Raw genomic sequence first — 20466 nt, 5'->3', positions numbered from 1 at the left:
TTGAGCCGCGCGAGCCTGCCCGCCGCGGGTCGGTCCCGCGGCTCGTCCAGCACCGCGGGAAGGAAGAACGCCACGCGCTCGAAGCGGCGCGGCGTGGCCGCCAGCAGGCGGCACAGCGCGCCCGCCCCCATGCTCACCCCGAGCGCCCGGGTGGCGCCGTGCGCGTCGGCGACGGCGCGCAGGTCGGCCGCCAGCGTCGTGTAGTCGAAGCGCTCGGCGGGCACGCCGTCGTGGGCCCGAGCGGTGTAGAAGATCTTGGTGCCGGCCACCCCGCCGCCCAGCGGGCGGGTGTCGGCGATGCCTCCCCCGAGGCCGTGGGCGAACACGGTCACCGGCGCGCCGTCCCCGCGCACCAGCGTGTCGGTCACCACGAGCCGGAACCGAGTTCCTTAATGGCGCGACGGATGTCCAGCAGGTACACCAGCGACGCGACCAGCCCGATCATGCTGAACAGGTCCAGGCCGATGTCGCCGCGCGCGCCGCCGACCCCCAGGGCCGACAGCAGCAGGCACCCGGCGAGGATGGCCAGCCAGGCACCCTTGGACAGCGGCCCGACGGCGGGGAAGGCGTTGGGCTTTTGCAGCGCGCAGTGCACCAGCGCCGCGATCGCCAACAGTCCGGTGATCGCCGCGATCGCCAGGCCGGTGTACGTCGTGATGTATACCGACCACAAGGTGGTGGAAGCCATGGGAGAAGCCTAACTCCGGGTTCACTGGAAGGCGGGGCCGCGCCGGTCGAGCAGCTCGGCGAGCGTGTCGGCGATGGTCTCCTTGACCCGGTCGGCCAGGTTGAAGATCTCCAGCGGGTCGTCGGCCAGGTGCTCCATGTCCTTGGTGTCGATGGGCTCGCCGAAGTGGATCATCCACTTGCTGGGCAACGGGACCAGCCCCAGCGGCCCCAGCCACGGGAACGTCGGAGTGACGGGGAAGTACGGCAGCTTCAACAGCCGCGCCAGCGCCGGGATGTTGCCGATCAGCGGATAGATCTCCTCGGCGCCCACAATGGACACCGGGATGATGGGCGCCCCGGTCCGCAGCGCCGTCGACACGAAGCCCCCGCGCCCGAAGCGTTGCAGCTTATAGCGATCCCACACCGGCTTGCCGGTCCCCTTCACGCCCTCGGGAAACACCCCGACCAGCTCCTCGGCGTCCAGCAGCCGCTCGGCGTCGGCGTTGGACGCCAGGGTGGCGCCCGTCTTGCGGGCGTACTCGCCCAGCAGCGGCGCCTTGAGCACGAAGTCGGCGGCCAACAACCGCAGGTGCCGGTGCGCGGGGTGGTCGTCGAACAGCGCCACCTGCACCATGAGCGCGTCCATGGCCACGGTGCCGGAGTGGTTGCCCACCAGCAGCGCGCCGCCCGACAGTGGCACGTTCTCCAGGCCCGTCACCTCGACGCGGAACCACTTGCGGTACAGCGGACGCAGCAGCGGGACCGTCAGCGTCTCGGTCAGTTCGGAGTCGAAGCCGAACTCGTCGACCTCGTAGTCGCCCGTGAGTCTCTTGGTGAGGAGGTTGGCGACGTCGGCGATCGCCTCGGCGGCGGCGTCGGCGTCCATCGGCTCGTTCATCGCGGGTTGCCCCTGCCGTTGCGAATGGAGGTCAGATCCTTTGCCCTGTCCCGAAAAGAGCGCCCCTCGGCGTCGCGCCCGCCCAGCACCGACATCAGAGCGTGCCCCGTGACGAAGTCGTCGAAGGCCGCGGGGGTGGGCCGCGGAGTCAGGTCGTACACCGAGGTGAGGCGCTGGACGTCCACCACCCGGCCGAAGCGCAGGAAGTCGAGCTGGTCGCGGGAGAAGTCGACGATTCCCCGGCCGCGCGCGAACGCGGCCACGCCGCGCAGCAGCGCCTCGGGCGCCGGGGCGGCCACCCGACCGGCGCGGCGGATCGCCTGGGACAGCAGCAAAACACCGGGACCGGCGACGTTGAACACGTCGGGCCGTCCCCGCGGCGCCTCGTGTCCGTCCAAAGTGACCCGATGCAGCACGTCCAGGGCGTCCTCGATGTGCAGGAACTGCACGCGCGGGTCGTAACCCAAAACGGTGGGCACCACGGGCAGCGAGAAATACCGGGTCAGGGAGGTGTCGGAGGTGGGCCCCAACAGCGGCGCCAGCCGCAACACGGTCACCGCCACGTCGGAACGGCGCCGCGCGAAACCCCGCGCGTACGCCTCCACCTCGAGGATGTCGGCGGCGAACTCCCCGCGCGGCGCGACGCGCAGCTCGGTGTCCTCGGTGAACACGGCGGGGTCGCGGGCGGACGCCCCGTACGCCGCCACCGACGACTTCACCACGACCCGGCGCACCGTGGCGGCCCGTTGGCAGGCCGCCAACAGGTGCATGGTGCCGATGACGTTGGATTCCTTCTGCGCCGTGCGCCCTCCCGAGCGCACCGCCGAGGCGGCCACGGCGGCGTGAACCACCGTGTCGACGCCCTCGTCCTCCAGCAGATCCTTCAGATCGCTGTCGCCCAAGGCGTCGGTGTTCACGCTGATGGTGCGCTTCACCTGGTCGTCGGCAGTCAGGCGCGCCACGAGTCGACCAGCGAGGTATCGGTCTGCGCCGGTTACCAGGACGGTCGCGGGGCTCATGGTGTTCGCGCGTTACTTGCCTTGGCGGCGACGCTGCACGCGGGTGCGACGCAGCAGCTTGCGGTGCTTCTTCTTCGCCATGCGCTTACGCCGCTTCTTGACGACCGAGCCCATAGATGTTCCTCGCAGTGTGATCGGGTGATGGTGGACAGGTGCTTGCCGCCGCCGCCAGGTGATGAGACACGGGGCGCGGGCGGGCCTAGTAAGGCTAACGTGGTGACGCGGGCCGCTTAATCGCGGGACAACCGAAGCCGGGGGAAGCGAGTTTCCGAACCGCCCTGGCCGTTCAGAAACTCGCCCTCTCACGCATCCTTGAAGCTGTGTGCGAGGTAGTCCTGCACGGCCTTCTCGGTGACCCGAAACGACCGTCCCACCCGGATTGCAGGCAGATGACCCGAGTGCACCAGGCGGTACACGGTCATCTTCGAAACGCGCATCAACGCCGCGACCTCGGCCACGGTCAGGAATTTGACCTCTTCCAGCAAGTTGTGTGTTGCCATGATTCCCACCATTCCCATTCGCGAATGCCGGAAACTTCCCGGTATCCACGACACACCCCGTTTGGTGCGCCGAACACCAACAGTAATGTGATAGTGCCGCTGGTGCCCAGCGATTCAGACGTTAGTTGTGTTACGACGTGGGAATTCGTACCTTCGCACGACCGCCTCAGGCGGCCTTGGCCATCTTTTTCACCTGCTTGGCGATCTCCTTCAGCAGGGCGTCGTAGGACTTGCCGTAGACCGATTTGGTGGATTTGTCCGGGTCTTCGCCGTTGCGCGCGATCTTCTTGAAGTACTTCATGAACTTGTCCTTGCCGTACTTGTCGAAGAGGTAGTACACGCCGTAGAACGCGATGCCGTACTTGGCCGAGCCGGTGAGCTGGTCGTCGGTGGGCGTGGCCGGGTCCATCTTGCCGTTCCACTTGTCCTTCTTGAAGTACTCCTGGACGTCGCGGGAGCGCAGGTACGGGTGTTCCTTGAGGGGGGCGTCCTTCGGGGCGCCGTGGTCGATGAGTTCGGCGACACCCTCCGACAGCCACCAGTCCTCCTCGATGCGGTGGTGCTCGGGGCTGTGGTGGAGGGTGGCGACGTGGCCGAGCTCGTGGCGCATGGTGGCGGTGAACTCGGTGCTGTTGGCCTGGGCGCGGTCGACGTGGACCACCACCTCGGAGCCGCCGGGCTTGGTGCCGCCGTTCTTGGTGACCTCGGGCAGGGGGATGGCGAAGCCGACCACGTTGTCGCCGGGGTCGCCGATGCCGTACCAGCGCGCGAACTCCTCGTCGCCGGCCAGGAAGATGACGTAGCGGTCGACCTTGCCGTAGACGGCGTACTTGTCGGCGTTCTCCGCCGCGGACTCGGCGACGCTGAGCGCGTCGTTCAGCTTGTCCTCGTATTTGGCGGGGCCGGCGACGATGGCGCGCTTGCCGACCTTGGCCTTGAGGTCCTCGACCTCCCAGGGGCGGGGGCCGGCGCTGTTGGGGTCGGACTCGTCGACCCGGGTGATGAGGAAGGAGTCGTCCTTGTCGGTCCACTCGGTGTTGAACAGGATGCCCGACGGGCCGCATTTGGCGTGCTTCTTGCCGCCCAGGCAGTAGTTGACGCCCAGGTTCAGGGCCCACGTGCCGCCGGACTTGTCCTCGGGGGGCTTGACCACCTGGTAGTCGAAGGACGAGACCCTCAGGGCGCGCAGCGAGTTGTAGCGGCGCTTCATCTCGTCGTGGACCGAGCCGTCGTAGACCGACAGCCACTTGTCCTCGTTGCCGTCCAGCAGGCCCTCGGCGGAGTCGGCGAGCTCGGCCTTGGCCTTCTGCTCCAGGTAGTTGACCCGGACGTCGGAGCCGTCGTTGTCGTCGGGGCTCTTGACCGCGCCGTCGCCGATGACGGCGTTGGACTGGCCGGCGATCGCGGCGGTGACGCCGAGGGTGAGGGTGGTGATCAGGATCAGGGCGATGATGGTGACGACGACCGCGGCGGCGCGCCGGGGCCCGCGCGGGGGCGGGGGTGGCAGCGGGGGGAACCCGGGCGGGTATTGGTACGGCGGGTACGCCGGAAAGCCGGGCGGCCGCGGCGCCATGGTCGGGGGCAACATGTCGGGCCCCCGCGGCGCCGGGACGTGAGGTACCTGGTTGGGGGGTACCGGCGGGCGGGGTTGGCCGGGATATTGCGAGCCGAAGGTCACCGCATCACATTATGGGGGAGGTGCCACCGTCGACAAACGTCCGGATTGCGTTTGGATAACAATCCACAATCTCCACTGAGTCCACAGGGGCCGGACTTTGCGTCGGTGACGTCGCTATTTGTTGCCGCGCAAGGAACGCAGGAAGAATGTCAGGTTCGCGGGGCGCTCGGCGAGGCGTCGCATCAGGTAGCCGTACCACTGGTCGCCGTAGGGCACGTAGACGCGCACCTGGTAACCGGCCTCCACCAGCCGCTTCTGCTCCTCGGTGCGGATGCCGTACAGCATCTGGAACTCGAAGGAGTGCGGCCCGCGGTCGTACCACTTGGCGCGGTCGATGCCGATCTCGACCAGCCGGGGGTCGTGGGTGGCCAGCATCGGGTAGCCCTCGCCGCGCATCAGCGAGTTGACGCAGCGCACGTAGGAGCGGTCGATGTCGAGCTTGCGCTGGAAGGCCACCGACTCCGGTTCGGCGTAGGCGCCCTTGCACAGCCGCACCCGGGAGCCCTTGACCGCGAACTCCTTGCAGTCGGCCTCGGTGCGCCGCAGGTACGCCTGGAGCACCGCCCCGGTGCCGGCGAACTTCTCGCGCAGCTTGGCGACGGCGTCCAGGGTCTGGTCGGTGACCGTGTGGTCCTCCATGTCGACCGTGACCGTGGTGCCCGCGTCCGCCGCGGCGGTGCAGATCTCCTCGGCCATCCGCAGCGACATGTCCTCGTCGATGCGTTGGCCCAGCGCGGACAGCTTGACGCTGACCTCGGCGGCGGGGGTGAGGCCCTGGGAGTTCAGCGACGACAGCAGCCGGAGGTATTCGTCGCGAGTGGACTCGGCCTGGGCGATGGTGAGGGTGTCCTCGCCGAGGTAGTCGAGGCTGACCTTCAGCCCGTTGTCGACGAGCTCGCGGGTGGCGCGCAGCGCGTCGTCGGTGGCTCTGCCTGGCACGTAACGGTTCACGACGCCCTTGGCGACGGGCGCGGTGGCGGCCATGCGTTCCAGGCGTGATGAGCGGGCCGCGGCGAGAATCATGGATCGCAGCATGGAAGCGAGGTTATCCCCACCAGGTACGGGGTAGGGCGTCGGGAGCCGAATCTTCCTTAAGTTTTCGGCGTTGAGCGGGGCCGGGACCGCCCTGGTAAGGGCTTGCTCCGAGCGCGACTGGTTACCGGCGTTTGGATTGACTACCGTAGGTCCGTGGACTTCGATGCCTACGCACAGACAGCCGCCGACCTCGTCAACGCCGAGTTGACGGACATGGCGGACCTGCACGCGTTCTTCGGTGACCGGGTCTGGTGGTCGAAACGCGCCACCGAACGCGACCTGGCCACCTTCCGTCGCGCCAAACGCAAGATGCGCGACGTCTTCGTCAAGGGCTCGGCCGGCGACGACGCCGGGGCCGTGGAGATCCTCAACGCCCTGCTCGAGCAGTTCCCGGTGCAGCCGCGGATCTCGGGGCACAGCAACGAGAACTGGCACATGCACGTCAGCGGCCGCGGCTCGGCCGTGGCCTCGGAGTTCATCGCCGGCGCCGCCTGGGGCCTGGCGGTGTGGTTGTGCCAGTACAAGGGGGCCCGCTTCGGGGTGTGCGCGGACGAGCGCTGCGGCAACGTCTACCTGGACACCTCGTCCAACAACTGCCGCCGCTTCTGTTCGGAGCGCTGCGCGACCCGTTCGCACGTGGCCGCGCATCGCGCGCGCAAGCGCGAGAAGGAGGCCGCGGCCGTCTAGGGCCGCGTCCTGCTTCATGTTGGCCACCGCGATGAGGAGAAGCCCGTGTGCGGCGACACCAGGATCCGCCTGATCGAGCCCGCCGACGCCGCCGCGATCGCCGAGCATCGGGCGCGCGACGTCGAGGCGTTCCGGCCGTGGGAGCCGCTCCAGCCGTCCGACTTCTTCACCCCGCAGGGCCAGGCGGAGCGGATCGACGGCCTGCTGGCCAAGCACCGGGACGGGGTGGTCTGGCCGGGCGTGGTGCTCGCCGACGACCGGGTGATCGGGCAGGTCACCGTCGGGGGCATCCTGCCGCAGCCGCACCTGCGCCGCGGCTCCCTCGGATACTGGATCGGCAGCGTCGCCCAGAATCAGGGCCACGCCGGACGCGCCGTCGGGCTGGCACTGCGGGTGATGGCGGACGAGCTCGGCCTGCACCGCGTCGAGGCGTCAACCAACCTGGAGAATCTGTCCTCGCAGCGAGTGCTGCGCCGCAACGGGTTCAGCCCCTACGGCGTCGCGCACTCCTCGATCCTTCTCGACGGGAGCTGGCGGGACGGGCTGCTGTGGGAGCGGATACTCGGCGACTAGGACGCCGCCGCCGGGGTCAGGTGTTGCCTGGCGAACGCGAGGGACTCGGCGAGGTCGGCCTCGCGCACGGCGCGGTGCCCGGCCTTGCGGGTGGAGACCTCGACCGTGACGGTGAAGTCGTTTCGCTTGCGTGACAGGGAAGTCAGCAGCTCGGCGCAGGGCTGGCCGCCGCGTCCGGGCACGGCGTGTTCGTCGCGTCCGGGGGTGGCACCGTCACCCAGGTGCACGTGGGTGAGGTTGTCGCCCATCCGCTCGGCCATCGCCAGGGCGTCGGAGTTGGACGCCGCGCAGTGCGACAGGTCGAGGGTGTAGTTGTCGTAGCCGGGGTCGGTGGGGTCCCAGTGCGGGGCGTAGGGGACGAAACCCTTGCGCGCCATCTTGATCGGGTACATGTTCTCCACGGCGAAGCGGATGTCGCCGAAGCGTTGCGACATGCGGTCGAGCCCGGCGGCGAAGCCGCGTCCGTAGCCGCGCTGCCAGGCGAACGGCGGGTGGATCACCACGACGGGGGCGTCGAGGCGCTCGGCCATCACGGCGGCGCGCCGCAGCCGCTCCCACGGGTCCTTGCTCCACACCCGCTGGGTCATGAGCAGGCAGGGCGCGTGCACCGCGCCGATGTTCACGCCATAGTGTCCGGACAATGTGGCCAATGTCTCGGGGTCCTGGCTGACGGCGTCGGTCCACACCATCACCTCGACCCCGTCGTAGCCGAGCTTGGCGGCAAGCTCGAACGCGACGGCCGTGGGCTCCGGGTACACCGAAGACGTCGACAGCAGCACCGGTGCGGTCTTGTCGGACATCCCCACAGCTTAGGGTCAAGGCGTGAGTGACAACGAGGAGACGGGGCTCGATTTCGACCGGGAGTGGCTGGAATTCGCCGACCCCAACGACGCCGACACCATCATCAGGGCCGACGCGACGTGGCTGCTGTCGCGCTGGACCTGCATTTTCGGGCAGGGCTGCAAGGGGATCGAGGCGACGCTGCCCGACGACGGGTGCTGCGTGCACGGGGCCTATTTCACCGACGCCGACGACGAGAAGCGGGTGCGCAAGGCGGCGGCGCGGCTGGCGCCCGAGCACTGGCAGCAGCACCGCAAGGTCGCCGCGGCCGTGGTGGCCGACACCCTGGCCGACGACGACGGCATCGAGCAGCCCGCCCGCAAGACCGACGTGGTGGACGGCGCCTGTGTGTTCCACAACCGGCGCGACTTCGACGGCGGCTACGGCTGTTCCCTGCACGCCCAGGCACTGCGCGACGGCGCCCACCCGATGGACTACAAGCCCGAGGTGTGCTGGCAGGTACCGGTGAAGCGCGATTTCTCCACTGTGCACCGCGCGGACGGCACCAGCGTCGACATCACCTGGATCGGGGAGTTCGACCGCCGCGCCTGGGGTTCCGGTGGCCACGAGTTCGGCTGGTGGTGCACCTCGGCGCCCTCGGCCCACGTCGGGGCCGAGCCGCTGTACCGCAGCTACCGCGCCGAGCTGACCGCGCTGATCGGGGAGGCGGCGTACGCGAAGCTCGTGGAGCTGTGCGCCGCGAAGGAGGAGGCGGGCCTGGTGGCGGTGCATCCGGCGACCCGCAAGGCCCTCACCCTGCGGCCCCGGGCGTGAACGCGCGCCACGAGCGCGGAGGCTCGTGGCGCGGTACTTCGGTGGATCGCCCGAGGCTCAGGCGAGGTATTGGCACGCGTCGGTGTGGATGACCGGTGCGCTGACCGGGTCGGAATCCTGGCAGCTGACGTCCACACCGCCCCGGTCTTCGCCGTCGATCCACATGTGCACGGCGTGGATGACGACGGGCCGGTCGGGCAGCACGCCGGTGGGCTGGCAATTCCAGAAGGTCGGGTTTCCGTCCTCCCATTCCCCGTCCTGGCATTCGGCGTGAATCGCCGGTGGCTGACTGGTCTCGGCGGCCTGGACGGGCGCGGACGCCACGGCGACGGCGCCGATTCCCGCGGCGGCCGCGGTCAGTGTCACGGTGATGCGTTGTCCCCAGTTCACGTGAGTCCTCCCGTTGGTGTCTTCGGCGACCACATCATCGTCGCAAGGGACGGTCGGATTCGCGGGTTTCTCGAAATCGGTGCTATGAGGGCCCACCGGGCGGGGGCGCCACCGACTGGCGTACCACGATGTGGGTGCCCAGGGTGACCACGGTCTCGGATGGGTTGTCGGCCAGGGCGAGCCGCACCGCGGTGCGGCCCATCTGGTCGGCGGGGATGTGCACCGTGGTCAGCGGCGGGGTGACGTCGAGGGAGGGGTCGGAGTCGTTGTAGCCGGCCACCGAGATGTCGGCGGGGACCCGCAGCCCCGCCTCGCCCAGGGCGCGGATGGCGCCGGAGGCGACCAGGTCGTCGGCGGCGAAGATCGCGGTGAAGTCGCGGCGCCCGGCCTCGAGACGGGCGCGGGTGCGCTGGTAGCCCGATTCGCGGCTGAACCGTCCGTATTCGAGCAGGGACGGGTCGGCGTCGAGCCCGCAGTCGGCCACCGCGCGGCGGTAGCCCACCACCCGGTCCATGGCCGTGGTGTTGGTCTCGTCGCCCGCCAGGTGAAGCACCCGACGGTGCCCGCGCGAGGCCAGATGGCTGATCATCGCGTAGGCACCGTCGGCGTTGTCGTAACTGACCACATAGGCCGGAATGCTCGGGTCCAGGCCGGGCCGTCCACACAGCACCAGCCGCGAGCCCACCGAGGCGAGGCTTTCGGCGATGCGGGTCATGCGGGCGGTGTACTCGGCGGTCGGGACCACGCCGCCGACCAGGATCACCGCGTCGGCGCTCTGCTCGCGCAGCAGCGACACGATCTCCAGCTCGGTCTCGGCGTGGCCCCGGCTGCTGGCGTACATGCACAACCGGTCGTGTTCGGCGGCGGCCTCCACCACGCTTTGGGCGATGTCCGAATAGAAGGACGAGTGCATGGCGGCCGACACCATGGCGATCACCTTGGGGCGACTGCCCGACAGCGCGCGGGCGTGCGCGTTGGCCACATAGTCCAGTTCGGCCACGGCGCGCATCACCTTGGCGCGCATGCGGTTGGAGACGGGATAGTCGCTTCCCGACAGCACCCGCGACGCGGTCGCGACCGAGACCTCGGCCGAGGCGGCGACGTCGCGAATGGTGGCGCGCCGTGCCGGTCCGTGGTCCGCCATTGATCCGCTTCCGTTCTTTGTGGGCAACCGAGTGCGCGACGTCAGTCCTTGCTGGCCGAATACTCTTCGGCCAGCTCCTTGGCCATGTCGTCGCCTCCCTTGGAGTGCCACTCCTTCACGGCGTCGGAGAACGTCGACATGCTCTTGCCGTGGAAGATGACGCCGAAATATGCGTCCTGGATGGACTTCGACAGGTCGGCGCCCTTCTCGGTCTGGGTCTTCGACCGAATGCCGACCGACGGGTCATGCACGACGCTCTTGACGAGCTCCTTCTCCCACTCGTACACCGCCTCGGTCCTGTCAGCGTAACCGGGGTAAAACAGCACGGTAGGGGCGGAGGCCACATAAGGCACCGGGTAGTTCGTCTTGTTCTCGCTGGTGTTCCACAGCTTGGTGGGCTTGGGCGTGCCGTCGTCCTCGCGCGTGAAGTGCTTGCCCTCCACGCCGAAGTTGAACAGCTCGTACTCCTTGGTGCCGAACGGGGCGGCCAGGAAGTTGCAGACCGCCAACAGCAGCTTGAGCCGCTTCGCCTTGGCCTTCTTGAACACCGTGTATCCGAAGTAGCCGGTGCCGGTCCACGGCGTGGCGTCGGCGGAGAACGGGTACGCGAAGTCCACGGTGAAGTCGCCCTTGGCCTGGTCGAATGCCCACGGGCCCATGGCGCCCCAGCCGTCGCGGTAGCTGGCCAGCGTGGTGTTGGAGAAGTAGGTCTTGTTGTCCACGTTGGAGATGTTGGGGCTGTCGGGGTAGACCTGTTTGTCCGCGAACTGCTTCGCCAGCAGCTTGATGGCGTCGGCGTACTGGTCGGTGTCGAAGGTGGTGGTGAACTTTCCGCCGTCGACGCTCCAGACGTTGGGGGCGCCCAGGGAGCCCGTCCAGTAGTCGATCTGGGCGTCCTTGGCCAGACCCAGGGCGTACTTCTTTCCCTTGGTGAGGTGCTTCATCGCCGCGACGTAGTCGTCCTTGTTCCACTTCAGGGGGACGTTCGCCTTGTCGAATTCGGTGCGGTTCACCATGAGCGAGCCGCCGAAGATCGGGCGCTCCGACGGGATGCCGTAGATCTTGCCGCCGATGCGGCCCACGCCCTTCCAGGCGTAGGTGGGGATGTTGGCCAGGCCGGGGTAGTCCTTGATGTTGTCGCCCGACAGGTACTCCGACATGTCGGCGCACTTGGCCTTGATGAACTCCTGCTCGCGCGGGACGGTCACGCCGCTGCCGAACATCATCAGATCGGGCAGATCGTCCGATGTGGTCATCGTGGACATGGTCTCCTGGAACTCGCCCGAGGGGATGAGCTTGAGCTTCAGGTTGATGCCGAGCGCTTTGTTGACCGCCTTGACGAAGGAGTCGCCGCCCTTGGGCGGGACGCCGTAGGTGACAACCGAGCAGGTGACCTCGGTGCCGTCACCGGGGGTGTCCCAGCCGGCGGACTCGACCTTCTTGGGGTACTTGGTGTAGGCGCCCTGCAGGCCGGTCTTGCCGTCGCCGGGCAGGTCGGGCTTCGGGCCGTCGAACTCCACATAGGTGGGCCAGGGCGCGAGCTTCTTGCCCTTGTTGCCGACGTCGCTGTCGCCGCCGGAACCGCTGCAGGACACCAGCGCCGGGCCGGCGGTGCCGGCCAGCGCCGCCACGCCGCCGAGGCGAAGGGCATCGCGTCGTTTCATGGTTGACTCCTCTTTCCTAAGGATTTGATGGCTCCGGTCAGGACGCCCTTGGCGAAGAAGCGCTGGACGAAGGGGTAGAGCACGATGATGGGGATGGTGGCCATCACGACGACCGCCATCTTTGTCGATTGTGGAGAGTTGACGACGGTGACCTCGGAGGTATTGGACAGCGCCGCTCCCTGCGTGACGTACTGCCGCAGCACCGCCTGCACCGGCCACTGGTCGGACCTCATGTACAGGATCGCGGTGAAGAACGAGTTCCAGTAGCTCACCGCGTAGAACAGGCCGATCACCGCGATCACCGCCTTGGACAGCGGCATCACGACGCGGGTGAGGATGCGGAAGTCCCCGGCACCGTCGAGGCGGGCGGCCTCGATGAGCTCGCTCGGGACGTTCTGGAAGAAGCCCCGCATCACCACGAGGTTGAAGGTGTTGACCAGCACCGGAAGGATCAGCGACAGGTAGTCCTCCTTGAGCCCGAGCTCCTGCACCACAAGGAAGGCCGGGATCATCGCCGGCGGGAACAGGAAGGTGAACAGGATCGCCAGCAGCACGGGCTTGCCGCCCACGATGGACGGCCGCGACAGCGCGTAGGCCAGGAAGACGGTGGCCACCAGGCTCAGCAGCGTGCCGACCGCGGTGATCCCGCCCGAGATCAGCAGGGCGTGGGTGATGACGCCGCCCTCGAAGACGTCGGTGTAGGCGTGGAAGGACAGCGAGGTCGGTATGACGACCCAGCCGCCGTTGTCCACCACCTCCTGGGGCGAGGCGATCGAGGTGGCCACGATCGTCCAGAAGGGAAACAACACCACGGCCACGACGACGACCAGGGCGACGGCCTTGACGGCCTTGACCAATGGGGACGGTTTGCCCATCCAGGCGGGACGGTTGGCGCTCATGATGACCGGTACACCCCTTGCTCTCCGAATCGGTGGGCCAGCTTGTTGGCCGCGTACACCAGGATCAGGCCGACTACGCCCTTCATCAGGCCCGCGGCGGCGCCCAGCGAGAAGTCTCCACTTTGGATTCCCTTGTAGTAGACGAAGGTGTCCAGCACCTCCCCGGCCGCGGGGCCCACGGCGTCGCGTTGCAGGAAGAACTGCTCGAAGCCGACGGTGAGGATGTCGCCGAGCCGCAGGATGAGCAGCAGGATGATGACGGGGCGGATCGCCGGCAGCGTGACGTGCCAGGTGCGGCGCCACCAGCCCGCGCCGTCGATGGCGGCGGCCTCGTACAGCTGCTCGTTGACCCCGGCGAGGGCCGCCAGGAAGATGATGGTGCCCCAGCCGCATTCCTTCCAGATCACCTGCGCGATCACCAGTGGCTTGTAGGCGTCGGGGTTGCCGATGATGTCGACGGTGTGCAGGCCGCCGTTGGCCAAAAGCCCGTTGAACACCCCGACGTCGCCGAGCACCTGCTGGAACAGCGCCACCACGATCACCCAGGAGATGAAGTGCGGCAGGTAGACCACGCTCTGGACGAAGCGGCGGATGGTGTCGCTGGTGAGGCTGTGCAGCAGCATCGCCAGGGCCAGCGGGGCGGGGAAGTAGAACAGCAGCTGCAGGAACGAGATCGACAGGGTGTTCCAGGTGGCCTGCCAGAAGTCGGAGTCGGCGAACAGGTCGGCGAACTTGTCGACGCCGATCCACTGGCTGTCCCACACGCCGTAGAAGGTGACGTAGTCCTTGAACGCGATGAAGTTGCCGAACAGCGCTCCATAGTGGAATGCAAGGAAGTACAGGACGCCCGGCACCATGATGAGCAGCAGCAGCCAGTCGCGGCGCAGCCGACGGCGCAGGGGCGGCCGTTTCTGGGTGGCGGTGCGCGGCGCGGCCGTGGTGGCGGGGGTGCCTGGGGTGGCGGCCAACGGTGAGCCTCCTCACTGAGAGCTTGCCGTGAAGATAGACGGTTTCTGCGATCTTGGCAAGGGTTTGCCAAAATTTTCCGTCGTGTATCCACTGCGTGACAAGGCGCTCAGGGAGGCGCCGCGACGGGGGTGCGGCGGCAATCACGGTTGGCTGCTAATTTCAAGTAACCGATTTCTCTTCGCCCCGCTTTTCGGAGGTTGACGTGTCCCCCCGCCCCTACGGTGTCCTGGCCATGAGCCGCTACGCGCGCGACTTCGCGCTCACCCCCGCGGTCATGGATCGGCTGACGGCCTTCGCCGACGTGGACGCGCGACTGCTGGTCTCCGACTTCGCGAAGCACTCCGACGTCGTGGCCCGCGCGGACTTCCTGCTGACGGGCTGGGGCAGCCCGCGGGTCACCGACGCGGTGCTGGAGGCCGCCCCGAGGCTGCGGCTGATCGCCCACAGCGCGGGGACGGTGAAGATCCACCTGTCCGACGCGGTGTGGCGGCGCGGCATCGCGGTCACCTCGGCGGCGCCCGCCAATGCCGTGCCCGTGGCCGAGTACACCCGAGCCGCGATCCTGTTGGCCCGCAAGCGCGCCTTCACCGCCGCCGCGAAGTACCTTGTGGACGGATTTCCGACCCAAAAGGACGGTACGGAGTGGGGCTACAGCGGCACCACCATCGGCGTGGTCGGCGGGTCGCTGATCGGCAAGCTGGTCCTGGAACTGTTGCGCGGCTACGACATGGAGCTGTTGCTGGCCGACCCGTTCAAGACCGACGAGGAGGCCCGCGAGCTCGGCGCCACCCGAGTGTCCCTTGAGGAACTGTGCCGCCGCAGCGACGTGGTCTCGATCCACGCCCCCGCCTTGCCGTCCACCCACCACCTCATCGACGAAAACCACCTGAGCCTGATGCGCGACGGCGCCGTGCTGATCAACACCGCGCGCGGGTCGCTGGTGGACCACGACGCGCTGGTGGACCACTGCCGCGCGGGACGCATCGACGCCGTCCTGGACGTCACCGACCCCGAGCCGCTGCCCGCCAACCACCCGCTTCTGTTGCTGCCCAACGTGACCGTGACCCCGCACCTGGCGGGCGCCATCGGCAGCGAGGTCGCCACGCTGGGGGACTACGCCGTGGAGGAGACCCGCCGCTTCTTCGCGGGCGAGCCGCTGCGCAACCAGATCAGGATCGGCGACCTGTCCACTGTCGCCTAAAGCGCCGCCACCGTGTCGCCGATGGACAGCTTCGGGTCCTCGCGCTCGCGCACGTTGCGGCGCAACAGGGCCAGCGCGATCATGCCGTCCTCGTAGTGGCGCGAGGCGGTGCCGACGCGGCCCACGACGCGTCCGTCCAATGTGATGTCGGTGCCCGCCTCGGGCGCGTGCTCGCTGATTCCGTCCAGGTGCAGGATGCTCAGCATCCGCGGCGGCTTGCCGAGGTTGTGCACCCGCGCCACGGTCTCCTGGCCGCGGTAGCAGCCCTTGTCGAGGTGGACCGCGGCGACCAGCAGCCAGGGCACCTCGTGCGGAATCGTCTTGTGATCGGTGTCGACGCCGACCTCGGGATACGCACAGGGAATCCGCAGGGTGTCGAACGCCCAGGTGCCCGCCAGCGGGCGACCCAGCTCGGTCACCTTGTGGCCCAGGCGATCCCGCTTCACCACGATGTCCACGGTGGGCGTGGTCAGCGCGTCGGTGCGGCGCGCCCACCCGTCGTCGGTCGAGGCTCCCGCGTACAGCGAGGTGGGGCGCTCGGGCAGCGTGCCCGAGGCGAACTTGGCGTCGGGGAGCTCCGCGGTGTCGGCGGCGGCCAGGTCGGTGGGGCCCGTGACGGTGAGGAACGCGTACTGCTCGGTGACGTCGGCGATCTCCACCTCGGTGAAGAAGCGCATCTTCACGAGGAAGTCGGCCAGCGCCGCCCCCTGGCCCGCCCGGGTGTCCAGCCAGGTGGTCGTCCCGTCGTCGAACACCCCCGCGTGATGCTCGATGTGCCCGTGGGGCGACAGCACCAACAGCTCGGTGCCCGTGTCGGCGGGCAGCTGGGTGAGGTGCTGGGTGGTGATGCTGTGCAGCCACGTCAGCCGCTCGGGCCCCGTGACGGTCACGATGTCGCGGGCCCGCTCGACGATCGCGCCGTCGCCGTCCAGGGTCCGCTGCTCCCGCAACGGGTCCCCGTAATGCCACGCCACAGTGGACGATTCCAGCTCGGCCACCGCCCCCGCTGTGGACAGCAACTGTGATCTCAATGGCTCGCCTTCTCACATTTAGCGCAGATACCGAACAGCGCGACATGCCCCACATCGAGCAGGAACCCGCGCTGCTTCTCCAGTGAACGCCGCAACTCGTCGAATACTTCCGAGTTCACCTCGTCGACCGTGCCACAGCGGTGGCACACCAGGTGCACGTGCCCCCGATCGCCCGCCAGGTGATACACGGGAGCCCCGTGCGACAGATGGGTATGGGCCACCAAACCCAGACTCTCCAACAGGTCCAGCGTCCGATACACCGTGGTGATGTTCACCCCGCGCACCCGCCCGCAGATCGACTCGTGCACCTGCTCGGCGGTGGCGTGCCCCAGATCCCGCACGGCGTCCAGCACCAACTGGCGCTGCGCGGTAACCCGAAGCCCGTGAGCGCGCAGCACCGTCGCCAATTTCGAGGAATCCGCGGCCATGCGCTCGATGTTATGCCGCCCCGCGCGGCCCCGTCGGGCAGGTCACGACGCCGCCACCACCCGTCCCGACCGAGCTCGGGGCGGGGGTAGGGTCGCGGCATGGCAGAGGTAGTAGCGATTCTTGGACAGGGCGTCGTCGACGCCGCGGCACCGATCCTGCACGCCGACGACCTCGGGGCGGTGCGCGGCGACGGCTGCTTCGAGACGATCAACGTCCGCGCGGGTCAACCCTGGCAACTCGAGCCCCATCTGGCCCGCATGGTCCGCTCCGCCGACAAGCTCGACGTCGACTTCCCCGACCTCGCCGACATCCGCGAGCTGTGCGCCGCGGCCCTGGCCGCCTTCGGCGCCGAGCGCGAGGGCGCCCTGCGCCTGATCTGCACCCGCGGCCTCGAGTCGGGAAGCGCCCCAACGTTTTACGCCACCCTCAACCCCGTAGCCGACGCCGTCATCGCCAAGCGCCGCGACGGCCTCAGGCTCACGGCCCTGTCGCTGGGCTACCCCGTTGACGAGCGCGGCAAGTCCCCGTGGCTGCTCGGCGGCGCCAAGACCCTCTCCTACGCGGTCACGATGTCGGCCCAGCGCTACGCCACCTCCAACGGCTACGACGACGCACTCTGGACATCCTCCGACGGCTACGCCTTCGAGGGCCCGACGTCCACATTGCTGTGGCTCGAGGGCGACACCCTCTACACCGTCCCCGCCGACACGGGCATCCTGGCGGGCACCACCTCGGCATACCTGCTCGACAACGCCCCCCAGCTCGGCCTCCGCCCCGCCGAGGCGCGGGTGCGGGTGGACGACCTGCCGTCCAAGGACGGCGTGTGGATGGCCTCGTCCGTGCGGGGTATCGCGCCAGTGATCAAACTGGACGAGGCCACGCTGAAGGAGAGCGCGCGGACGGCGGATCTCCAGCGGCTGGCGGGGTTCGAGGTTCCCGCCTAGGGGCGAGTCGTCCAGTCATATATGGACACATGGATATTGGTACGGTGACCCGTACGGCGATGATTGCCGTACGGGTCACTGATCTTTTATGTGGAAGGGCGTGGGTGTGTCCAGTATCGATGAGTATTCGGCGCGGATTGGTGCGGCGATTCAGGTGGTGGAGCAGGCGCGAACGTCTGTGGGGCAGGCGAAGTCGGATGGTGAGGATCTGGCTGGTCAGTTTGAGGGTATGGGTGCTGAGGCGATGGGGGCGACGATTCGTTCGTCTGTCGATCAGGGTGGCGAGGCCGACGGCGTCCTGGTGGAGGCGATCAACAAGCTCAAGGAGATGCAGTCGACCGCGGAATCGGTGCGGGGCAACGGTTTAAGAGGTGGAGGCGGTGACGCGACCCCGCCCGAGTCCACGTGGCGCAATGAGATTGGCGACCAGCTTCAACCTGGACCCGCGTCCCCGCACCGTGGCTTCATGAAGCAGGAGCTGAAGAGCAACGACGACGATGACAAGTCGAAGAGCCGTATGAATCGCTTCGGCAGGTCGATGGCTCGTAACATCGAGAGCGCGCAGACGCAAGGCAAGGACACCACGGCATCGATCATTGGCCAGGTGGCAGCACGTGATCCAGTGGAGACTGTGGGGGTGCCACAGTCCCACGGCGGCCCCGAGATATCGCACAATGATGCAGCGGTGCCAGTTCAGGACGTGGTCGCCAACGCCTTGCTGATGTCGGCGTTCGCGGTTGAGGGATTGAGCAGACTCTTTAAGAGGAAGAAGAATCGTGACAAGTAGCAACGTTCGCAGTCTCGTCCGCGCGGTCGCCTTGGGTGACACCGAGCAAGCCCAGACCCTCAATGATCGGCTCAATGACGACGAGCGCAACGAGTTGGGTGTGTATGGGACGGCTGTGTTGTCGGTGTGTCTCGATCATCGCTTCAGGGACGACAGCAGCAGGGCAGCCATCGACAGGTTCGTTGAAGCCATGCGTTCCAACTACGCCAAGGCCGACCCGCCGCTGAAGGTGCTCGCGATTGAGGGTGTGATTCGCGCATTTGCTGGAGAGGACTGGATTCTCGACGAGATTTCACCCGAAGACCAGCAAGCCACTCAGCTACCCATCATTCGTGAGATCGTTGCCAGTTCGGCCGAGCTTCGCGGCCGCATCGATGATGTTCTTACCGATGCCGACCAGCTCGCCACGGCATGGGCTAGCGAAGGCTAGACCTATTTGGTGGCCCCATTCTTGACGCACTGGCCTTGGATTGCCGTGCGTCCCATGCGCTTGCGCCACAGCGAGGCTTCGACGCAGTTCTGTCCGCCGTTGCTGCTACTGCGAGAGCTAGCACGCCACAAGACGACTTCGATGCACTGCCCAGCGTTGCTGTCGCTGCTCTTGCGCCAGGTTCTGACTTCAGCGTCGGTGTTCATCGTTTGTGCTCCGCACGGCCTTGCGCAGGATTGCGACCTCGAGACACGCAGAGTTGCCCTGGCTTCGACGGGATTTTCGCCAGACGTTGAGGGTGGGGTCAGACACGTCGGTTACCCCTGGGGCTTGGCAGCGGTGACAGCCGCAAGACGGCGACTTCGACACATTGGCCACCGTTGCCTGAGCTGTGGGTGCTTTTGCGCCAGGTTGTGACTTCTACGCAGTTTTGGCTGGCATTGTTTGCGCTTCGAGAACTCCTACGCCACTTGGGGTGGAGGGCTAGTGTCTCGTTGTTGGTCACTCGAGGTCCTTAAGCGCAGATTTGATGAACTTGCCCGACTCCTTGGAGTCTCGGGCATATTGGTGCATGTAATTGTACGCTTGACGGTATTTGTCTACTGTGGCATGTTCCTCAACGAACAAGCGCCCACCGAGATGTTCTATGTAGACAACGTCGGGATACGGGTCAGGCATGTCCAGGTACATGAAGGGGCCGTCGAGTCCAGGGTGCCATCCCTTGTCGCGTCGAAGGATGCGTATGTCTATGTTGCTGCGCGAGGTGGTCGTGTGTAGGTGTTCAAGTTGGCCTTTATGAGTTTCGTGATCTCCAATTGGACGCAACAAGGCTGCTTCTTCGTACAGCACTTCCAGCGTGGTGGGGTGTTGGCCTGTGAGGATGCGTTGGCGTGATGCCCGAGTCTCGGCCGTTCGCGCAAAGTCCTCGGGAGCATCACTGATCTCGCACGCTGCCGAGGCGAGGGTTTGGGCGTATTGAGGTGTTTGAAGCAGGCCAATGACAAGCAGTGGCGCGTAGGCCAAGATGCGGGCAGCGCGTTCCTCAAGCCATGTGTAGTCAAGGAATTCCATATCGAGCCCGCTAGTGTCCCCGTCGTAGAAGTCCTTGCGCCACGCGTCATCGTTCAGTTGCAACAGGAAGCGGCGTTCCGTTGGATCTGAGATGCCGTAGTGGTCGACGAGATCCCTTACATAGGACGGTTTTGGGCGGTGCTCTCCTCGTTCGAATCGTCCGAGAGTCGTGTAGTGCATTTGCAGGTAACCCGCAGCGTCCTCAAGCCTTAGACCCAGGCGCTCGCGATGCTGACGTAGCCGATCGCCAAGCCATTGCACTCGCAACGACAGGGATTGGTCCTTGGCCATCTATCAACCCTCCAGCTATCCACGCGCGTTTCACATCACGTGTTGTGCTAATTATCATCATATGCTAGCGTAATCGTGTGACCACAACCACGGATGGTCGTGGTGGCAAGTGAATAGAGGCTTCCGTTGTCGCTCAGCGATTTCGGGAGGAAAACGACTGGGGCGGGTCCTCAAAGTTTGGCGACCTAGAGCCCGCCCCAGTCCTACAGAACGGAGGTCTCCTCGTGGAGGAGATAACCGAACGCCGTCTAGTGTGCCACTCGCTACCCAGCGCAGTGAACGGTGAGGACATCGTCGTTGCCGCGATCCACCGTTTGAAGGTGGAGGTGTGGTGGATGATCGCCGCACATAAGACGTCGGCTGATCCCACGTTTCCGTGTCAGTTGCGTCGTCGGGTTCCTGGGCAGCATTGCCCTGTGTCGGGGTGCGTTCGTCATCAAGGCCAACGCCCTGATGACCCGCCGTTGTGCATTCCCGTCCAGCGCTGAGCCTGGCGTTTTCCACAGTCTTTTCCACAAGTCGCGCACGTCCTCGTGAGGCAGG

General features: G+C 67.0%; 26 protein-coding genes. 7 read left to right on the top strand and 19 right to left on the bottom strand.

What is annotated here, in order from left to right:
• From VE172_RS24450 to VE172_RS24415, 8 genes are all read right to left on the bottom strand, one after another.
• On the bottom strand, positions 1 to 371 hold a 371-nt coding region (locus VE172_RS24450), incomplete at its 3' end, for an alpha/beta fold hydrolase (RefSeq protein ID WP_324804628.1).
• Complete coding sequence (locus VE172_RS24445) at positions 365 to 688, bottom strand: DUF2516 family protein (protein WP_324804627.1); 324 nt, start codon at positions 686 to 688, stop codon at positions 365 to 367. The genes VE172_RS24445 and VE172_RS24450, both read right to left, overlap by 7 nt.
• A 21-nt stretch (positions 689 to 709) precedes the next feature.
• On the bottom strand, positions 710 to 1567 hold the full coding sequence (locus VE172_RS24440; protein ID WP_324804626.1) for a lysophospholipid acyltransferase family protein: 858 nt from the start codon (positions 1565 to 1567) through the stop codon (positions 710 to 712).
• Positions 1564 to 2586 (bottom strand): NAD-dependent epimerase/dehydratase family protein, encoded by a 1023-nt coding sequence (locus VE172_RS24435; protein WP_324804625.1) that lies wholly within the window; start codon positions 2584 to 2586, stop codon positions 1564 to 1566. The genes VE172_RS24440 and VE172_RS24435 overlap by 4 nt, the downstream gene beginning before the upstream one ends.
• Before the next feature lie 12 nt (positions 2587 to 2598).
• Positions 2599 to 2700, bottom strand: coding sequence for a 30S ribosomal protein bS22 (locus tag VE172_RS24430; protein ID WP_013020966.1), 102 nt, complete (start codon positions 2698 to 2700; stop codon positions 2599 to 2601).
• Between the two features lie 188 nt (positions 2701 to 2888).
• The gene (locus tag VE172_RS24425) at positions 2889 to 3086 is read right to left on the bottom strand and encodes a helix-turn-helix domain-containing protein (protein ID WP_324804623.1); all 198 of its coding nucleotides are present in this window, start codon (positions 3084 to 3086) and stop codon (positions 2889 to 2891) included.
• A gap of 166 nt (positions 3087 to 3252) precedes the next feature.
• Positions 3253 to 4674: a hypothetical protein gene (locus VE172_RS24420; protein WP_324804622.1), complete on the bottom strand. Its 1422-nt coding sequence runs from the start codon at positions 4672 to 4674 to the stop codon at positions 3253 to 3255.
• Positions 4675 to 4878: 204 nt separating this feature from the next.
• Positions 4879 to 5799 (bottom strand): proline dehydrogenase family protein, encoded by a 921-nt coding sequence (locus VE172_RS24415; RefSeq protein WP_324804621.1) that lies wholly within the window; start codon positions 5797 to 5799, stop codon positions 4879 to 4881.
• 153 nt (positions 5800 to 5952) lie between these two features.
• Between VE172_RS24415 and VE172_RS24410 the strand changes: the two genes are divergently transcribed.
• On the top strand, positions 5953 to 6486 hold the full coding sequence (locus VE172_RS24410; protein ID WP_324804620.1) for a CGNR zinc finger domain-containing protein: 534 nt from the start codon (positions 5953 to 5955) through the stop codon (positions 6484 to 6486).
• Between the two features lie 45 nt (positions 6487 to 6531).
• Positions 6532 to 7059, top strand: a complete 528-nt coding sequence (locus VE172_RS24405) for a GNAT family N-acetyltransferase (protein WP_324804619.1) — start codon at positions 6532 to 6534, stop codon at positions 7057 to 7059.
• Here VE172_RS24405 and VE172_RS24400 read toward each other — a convergent pair.
• Positions 7056 to 7859 carry a sugar phosphate isomerase/epimerase family protein gene (locus VE172_RS24400; protein WP_324804618.1) on the bottom strand — a complete coding sequence of 268 codons (804 nt, stop codon included), beginning with the start codon at positions 7857 to 7859 and terminating at the stop codon, positions 7056 to 7058. The two genes, VE172_RS24405 and VE172_RS24400, sit on opposite strands and share 4 nt — an antisense overlap.
• Positions 7860 to 7881: 22 nt before the next feature.
• Here VE172_RS24400 and VE172_RS24395 point away from each other — a divergent pair, with 22 nt between their 5' ends.
• A complete protein-coding gene (locus VE172_RS24395) occupies positions 7882 to 8673 on the top strand; it encodes a DUF3109 family protein (RefSeq protein WP_324804617.1) in 792 nt (263 codons plus the stop codon).
• Between the two features lie 57 nt (positions 8674 to 8730).
• Here VE172_RS24395 and VE172_RS24390 read toward each other — a convergent pair whose 3' ends face one another.
• The 5 genes from VE172_RS24390 to VE172_RS24370 all read right to left on the bottom strand — a co-directional run bounded on the left by VE172_RS24390 (position 8731) and on the right by VE172_RS24370 (position 13627).
• On the bottom strand, positions 8731 to 9063 hold the full coding sequence (locus VE172_RS24390; RefSeq protein ID WP_324804616.1) for a hypothetical protein: 333 nt from the start codon (positions 9061 to 9063) through the stop codon (positions 8731 to 8733).
• Positions 9064 to 9145: 82 nt separating this feature from the next.
• On the bottom strand, positions 9146 to 10207 hold the full coding sequence (locus VE172_RS24385; RefSeq protein ID WP_324804615.1) for a LacI family DNA-binding transcriptional regulator: 1062 nt from the start codon (positions 10205 to 10207) through the stop codon (positions 9146 to 9148).
• 41 nt (positions 10208 to 10248) lie between these two features.
• Positions 10249 to 11871: a type 2 periplasmic-binding domain-containing protein gene (locus VE172_RS24380; protein ID WP_324804614.1), complete on the bottom strand. Its 1623-nt coding sequence runs from the start codon at positions 11869 to 11871 to the stop codon at positions 10249 to 10251.
• A complete protein-coding gene (locus VE172_RS24375; RefSeq protein ID WP_324804613.1) occupies positions 11868 to 12770 on the bottom strand; it encodes a carbohydrate ABC transporter permease in 903 nt (300 codons plus the stop codon). The genes VE172_RS24380 and VE172_RS24375 overlap by 4 nt, the downstream gene beginning before the upstream one ends.
• Positions 12767 to 13627: an ABC transporter permease gene (locus VE172_RS24370; RefSeq protein WP_414715153.1), complete on the bottom strand. Its 861-nt coding sequence runs from the start codon at positions 13625 to 13627 to the stop codon at positions 12767 to 12769. The genes VE172_RS24375 and VE172_RS24370 overlap by 4 nt, the downstream gene beginning before the upstream one ends.
• Positions 13628 to 13941: 314 nt before the next feature.
• Here VE172_RS24370 and VE172_RS24365 point away from each other — a divergent pair, with 314 nt between their 5' ends.
• Positions 13942 to 14940 carry a hydroxyacid dehydrogenase gene (locus VE172_RS24365; protein ID WP_324804611.1) on the top strand — a complete coding sequence of 333 codons (999 nt, stop codon included), beginning with the start codon at positions 13942 to 13944 and terminating at the stop codon, positions 14938 to 14940.
• On the opposite strand, the gene ygfZ is transcribed toward VE172_RS24365, so the two are convergent.
• On the bottom strand, positions 14937 to 15971 hold the full coding sequence (ygfZ, locus tag VE172_RS24360; protein ID WP_324804610.1) for a CAF17-like 4Fe-4S cluster assembly/insertion protein YgfZ: 1035 nt from the start codon (positions 15969 to 15971) through the stop codon (positions 14937 to 14939). The genes VE172_RS24365 and ygfZ overlap by 4 nt on opposite strands.
• Entirely contained in the window at positions 15968 to 16399 is a 432-nt protein-coding gene (locus VE172_RS24355) for a Fur family transcriptional regulator (protein WP_324804609.1), read from the bottom strand. The genes ygfZ and VE172_RS24355 overlap by 4 nt, the downstream gene beginning before the upstream one ends.
• A 99-nt stretch (positions 16400 to 16498) precedes the next feature.
• Between VE172_RS24355 and VE172_RS24350 the strand changes: the two genes are divergently transcribed.
• From VE172_RS24350 to VE172_RS24340, 3 genes are all read left to right on the top strand, one after another.
• Entirely contained in the window at positions 16499 to 17344 is an 846-nt protein-coding gene (locus VE172_RS24350; RefSeq protein ID WP_324804608.1) for an aminotransferase class IV, read from the top strand.
• 106 nt (positions 17345 to 17450) lie between these two features.
• The gene (locus VE172_RS24345) at positions 17451 to 18131 is read left to right on the top strand and encodes a hypothetical protein (RefSeq protein ID WP_324804607.1); all 681 of its coding nucleotides are present in this window, start codon (positions 17451 to 17453) and stop codon (positions 18129 to 18131) included.
• Complete coding sequence (locus VE172_RS24340) at positions 18121 to 18561, top strand: hypothetical protein (protein WP_324804606.1); 441 nt, start codon at positions 18121 to 18123, stop codon at positions 18559 to 18561. The genes VE172_RS24345 and VE172_RS24340 overlap by 11 nt, the downstream gene beginning before the upstream one ends.
• A 189-nt stretch (positions 18562 to 18750) precedes the next feature.
• On the opposite strand, the gene VE172_RS25800 is transcribed toward VE172_RS24340, so the two are convergent.
• From VE172_RS25800 to VE172_RS24335, 3 genes are read right to left on the bottom strand one after another with little or no spacing between them, the layout of a single operon-like run.
• Entirely contained in the window at positions 18751 to 18873 is a 123-nt protein-coding gene (locus tag VE172_RS25800) for a DUF397 domain-containing protein (RefSeq protein WP_414715152.1), read from the bottom strand.
• Positions 18866 to 19066, bottom strand: coding sequence for a DUF397 domain-containing protein (locus VE172_RS25595; protein WP_349258532.1), 201 nt, complete (start codon positions 19064 to 19066; stop codon positions 18866 to 18868). Before VE172_RS25595 ends, VE172_RS25800 begins: the two co-directional genes overlap by 8 nt.
• Positions 19063 to 19923, bottom strand: a complete 861-nt coding sequence (locus VE172_RS24335) for a helix-turn-helix domain-containing protein (protein ID WP_324804605.1) — start codon at positions 19921 to 19923, stop codon at positions 19063 to 19065. Before VE172_RS24335 ends, VE172_RS25595 begins: the two co-directional genes overlap by 4 nt.
• Positions 19924 to 20466: the final 543 nt, after the last annotated feature.

Origin of the sequence: Stackebrandtia sp., from assembly GCF_035643755.1 — a bacterium.
GTDB lineage: Bacteria > Actinomycetota > Actinomycetes > Mycobacteriales > Micromonosporaceae > Stackebrandtia.
Note: the sequence above shows the minus strand (reverse complement) of the source record. Positions and strands in the feature narration are given on the sequence as shown.

Excerpts from the sequence above, each read along its gene's own strand:
- VE172_RS24445 (WP_324804627.1), bottom strand. The coding sequence starts at position 688 with ATGGCTTCCACCACCTTGTGGTCGGTATACATCACGACGTACACCGGC.
- VE172_RS24440 (WP_324804626.1), bottom strand. The coding sequence starts at position 1,567 with ATGAACGAGCCGATGGACGCCGACGCCGCCGCCGAGGCGATCGCCGAC.
- VE172_RS24435 (WP_324804625.1), bottom strand. The coding sequence starts at position 2,586 with ATGAGCCCCGCGACCGTCCTGGTAACCGGCGCAGACCGATACCTCGCT.
- VE172_RS24430 (WP_013020966.1), bottom strand. The coding sequence starts at position 2,700 with ATGGGCTCGGTCGTCAAGAAGCGGCGTAAGCGCATGGCGAAGAAGAAG.
- VE172_RS24425 (WP_324804623.1), bottom strand. The coding sequence starts at position 3,086 with ATGGCAACACACAACTTGCTGGAAGAGGTCAAATTCCTGACCGTGGCC.
- VE172_RS24420 (WP_324804622.1), bottom strand. The coding sequence starts at position 4,674 with ATGTTGCCCCCGACCATGGCGCCGCGGCCGCCCGGCTTTCCGGCGTAC.
- VE172_RS24415 (WP_324804621.1), bottom strand. The coding sequence starts at position 5,799 with ATGCTGCGATCCATGATTCTCGCCGCGGCCCGCTCATCACGCCTGGAA.
- VE172_RS24400 (WP_324804618.1), bottom strand. The coding sequence starts at position 7,859 with ATGTCCGACAAGACCGCACCGGTGCTGCTGTCGACGTCTTCGGTGTAC.
- VE172_RS24385 (WP_324804615.1), bottom strand. The coding sequence starts at position 10,207 with ATGGCGGACCACGGACCGGCACGGCGCGCCACCATTCGCGACGTCGCC.
- VE172_RS24380 (WP_324804614.1), bottom strand. The coding sequence starts at position 11,871 with ATGAAACGACGCGATGCCCTTCGCCTCGGCGGCGTGGCGGCGCTGGCC.
- VE172_RS24375 (WP_324804613.1), bottom strand. The coding sequence starts at position 12,770 with ATGAGCGCCAACCGTCCCGCCTGGATGGGCAAACCGTCCCCATTGGTC.
- VE172_RS24370 (WP_414715153.1), bottom strand. The coding sequence starts at position 13,627 with ATGGTGCCGGGCGTCCTGTACTTCCTTGCATTCCACTATGGAGCGCTG.
- VE172_RS24355 (WP_324804609.1), bottom strand. The coding sequence starts at position 16,399 with ATGGCCGCGGATTCCTCGAAATTGGCGACGGTGCTGCGCGCTCACGGG.
- VE172_RS24350 (WP_324804608.1), top strand. The coding sequence starts at position 16,499 with ATGGCAGAGGTAGTAGCGATTCTTGGACAGGGCGTCGTCGACGCCGCG.
- VE172_RS24335 (WP_324804605.1), bottom strand. The coding sequence starts at position 19,923 with ATGGCCAAGGACCAATCCCTGTCGTTGCGAGTGCAATGGCTTGGCGAT.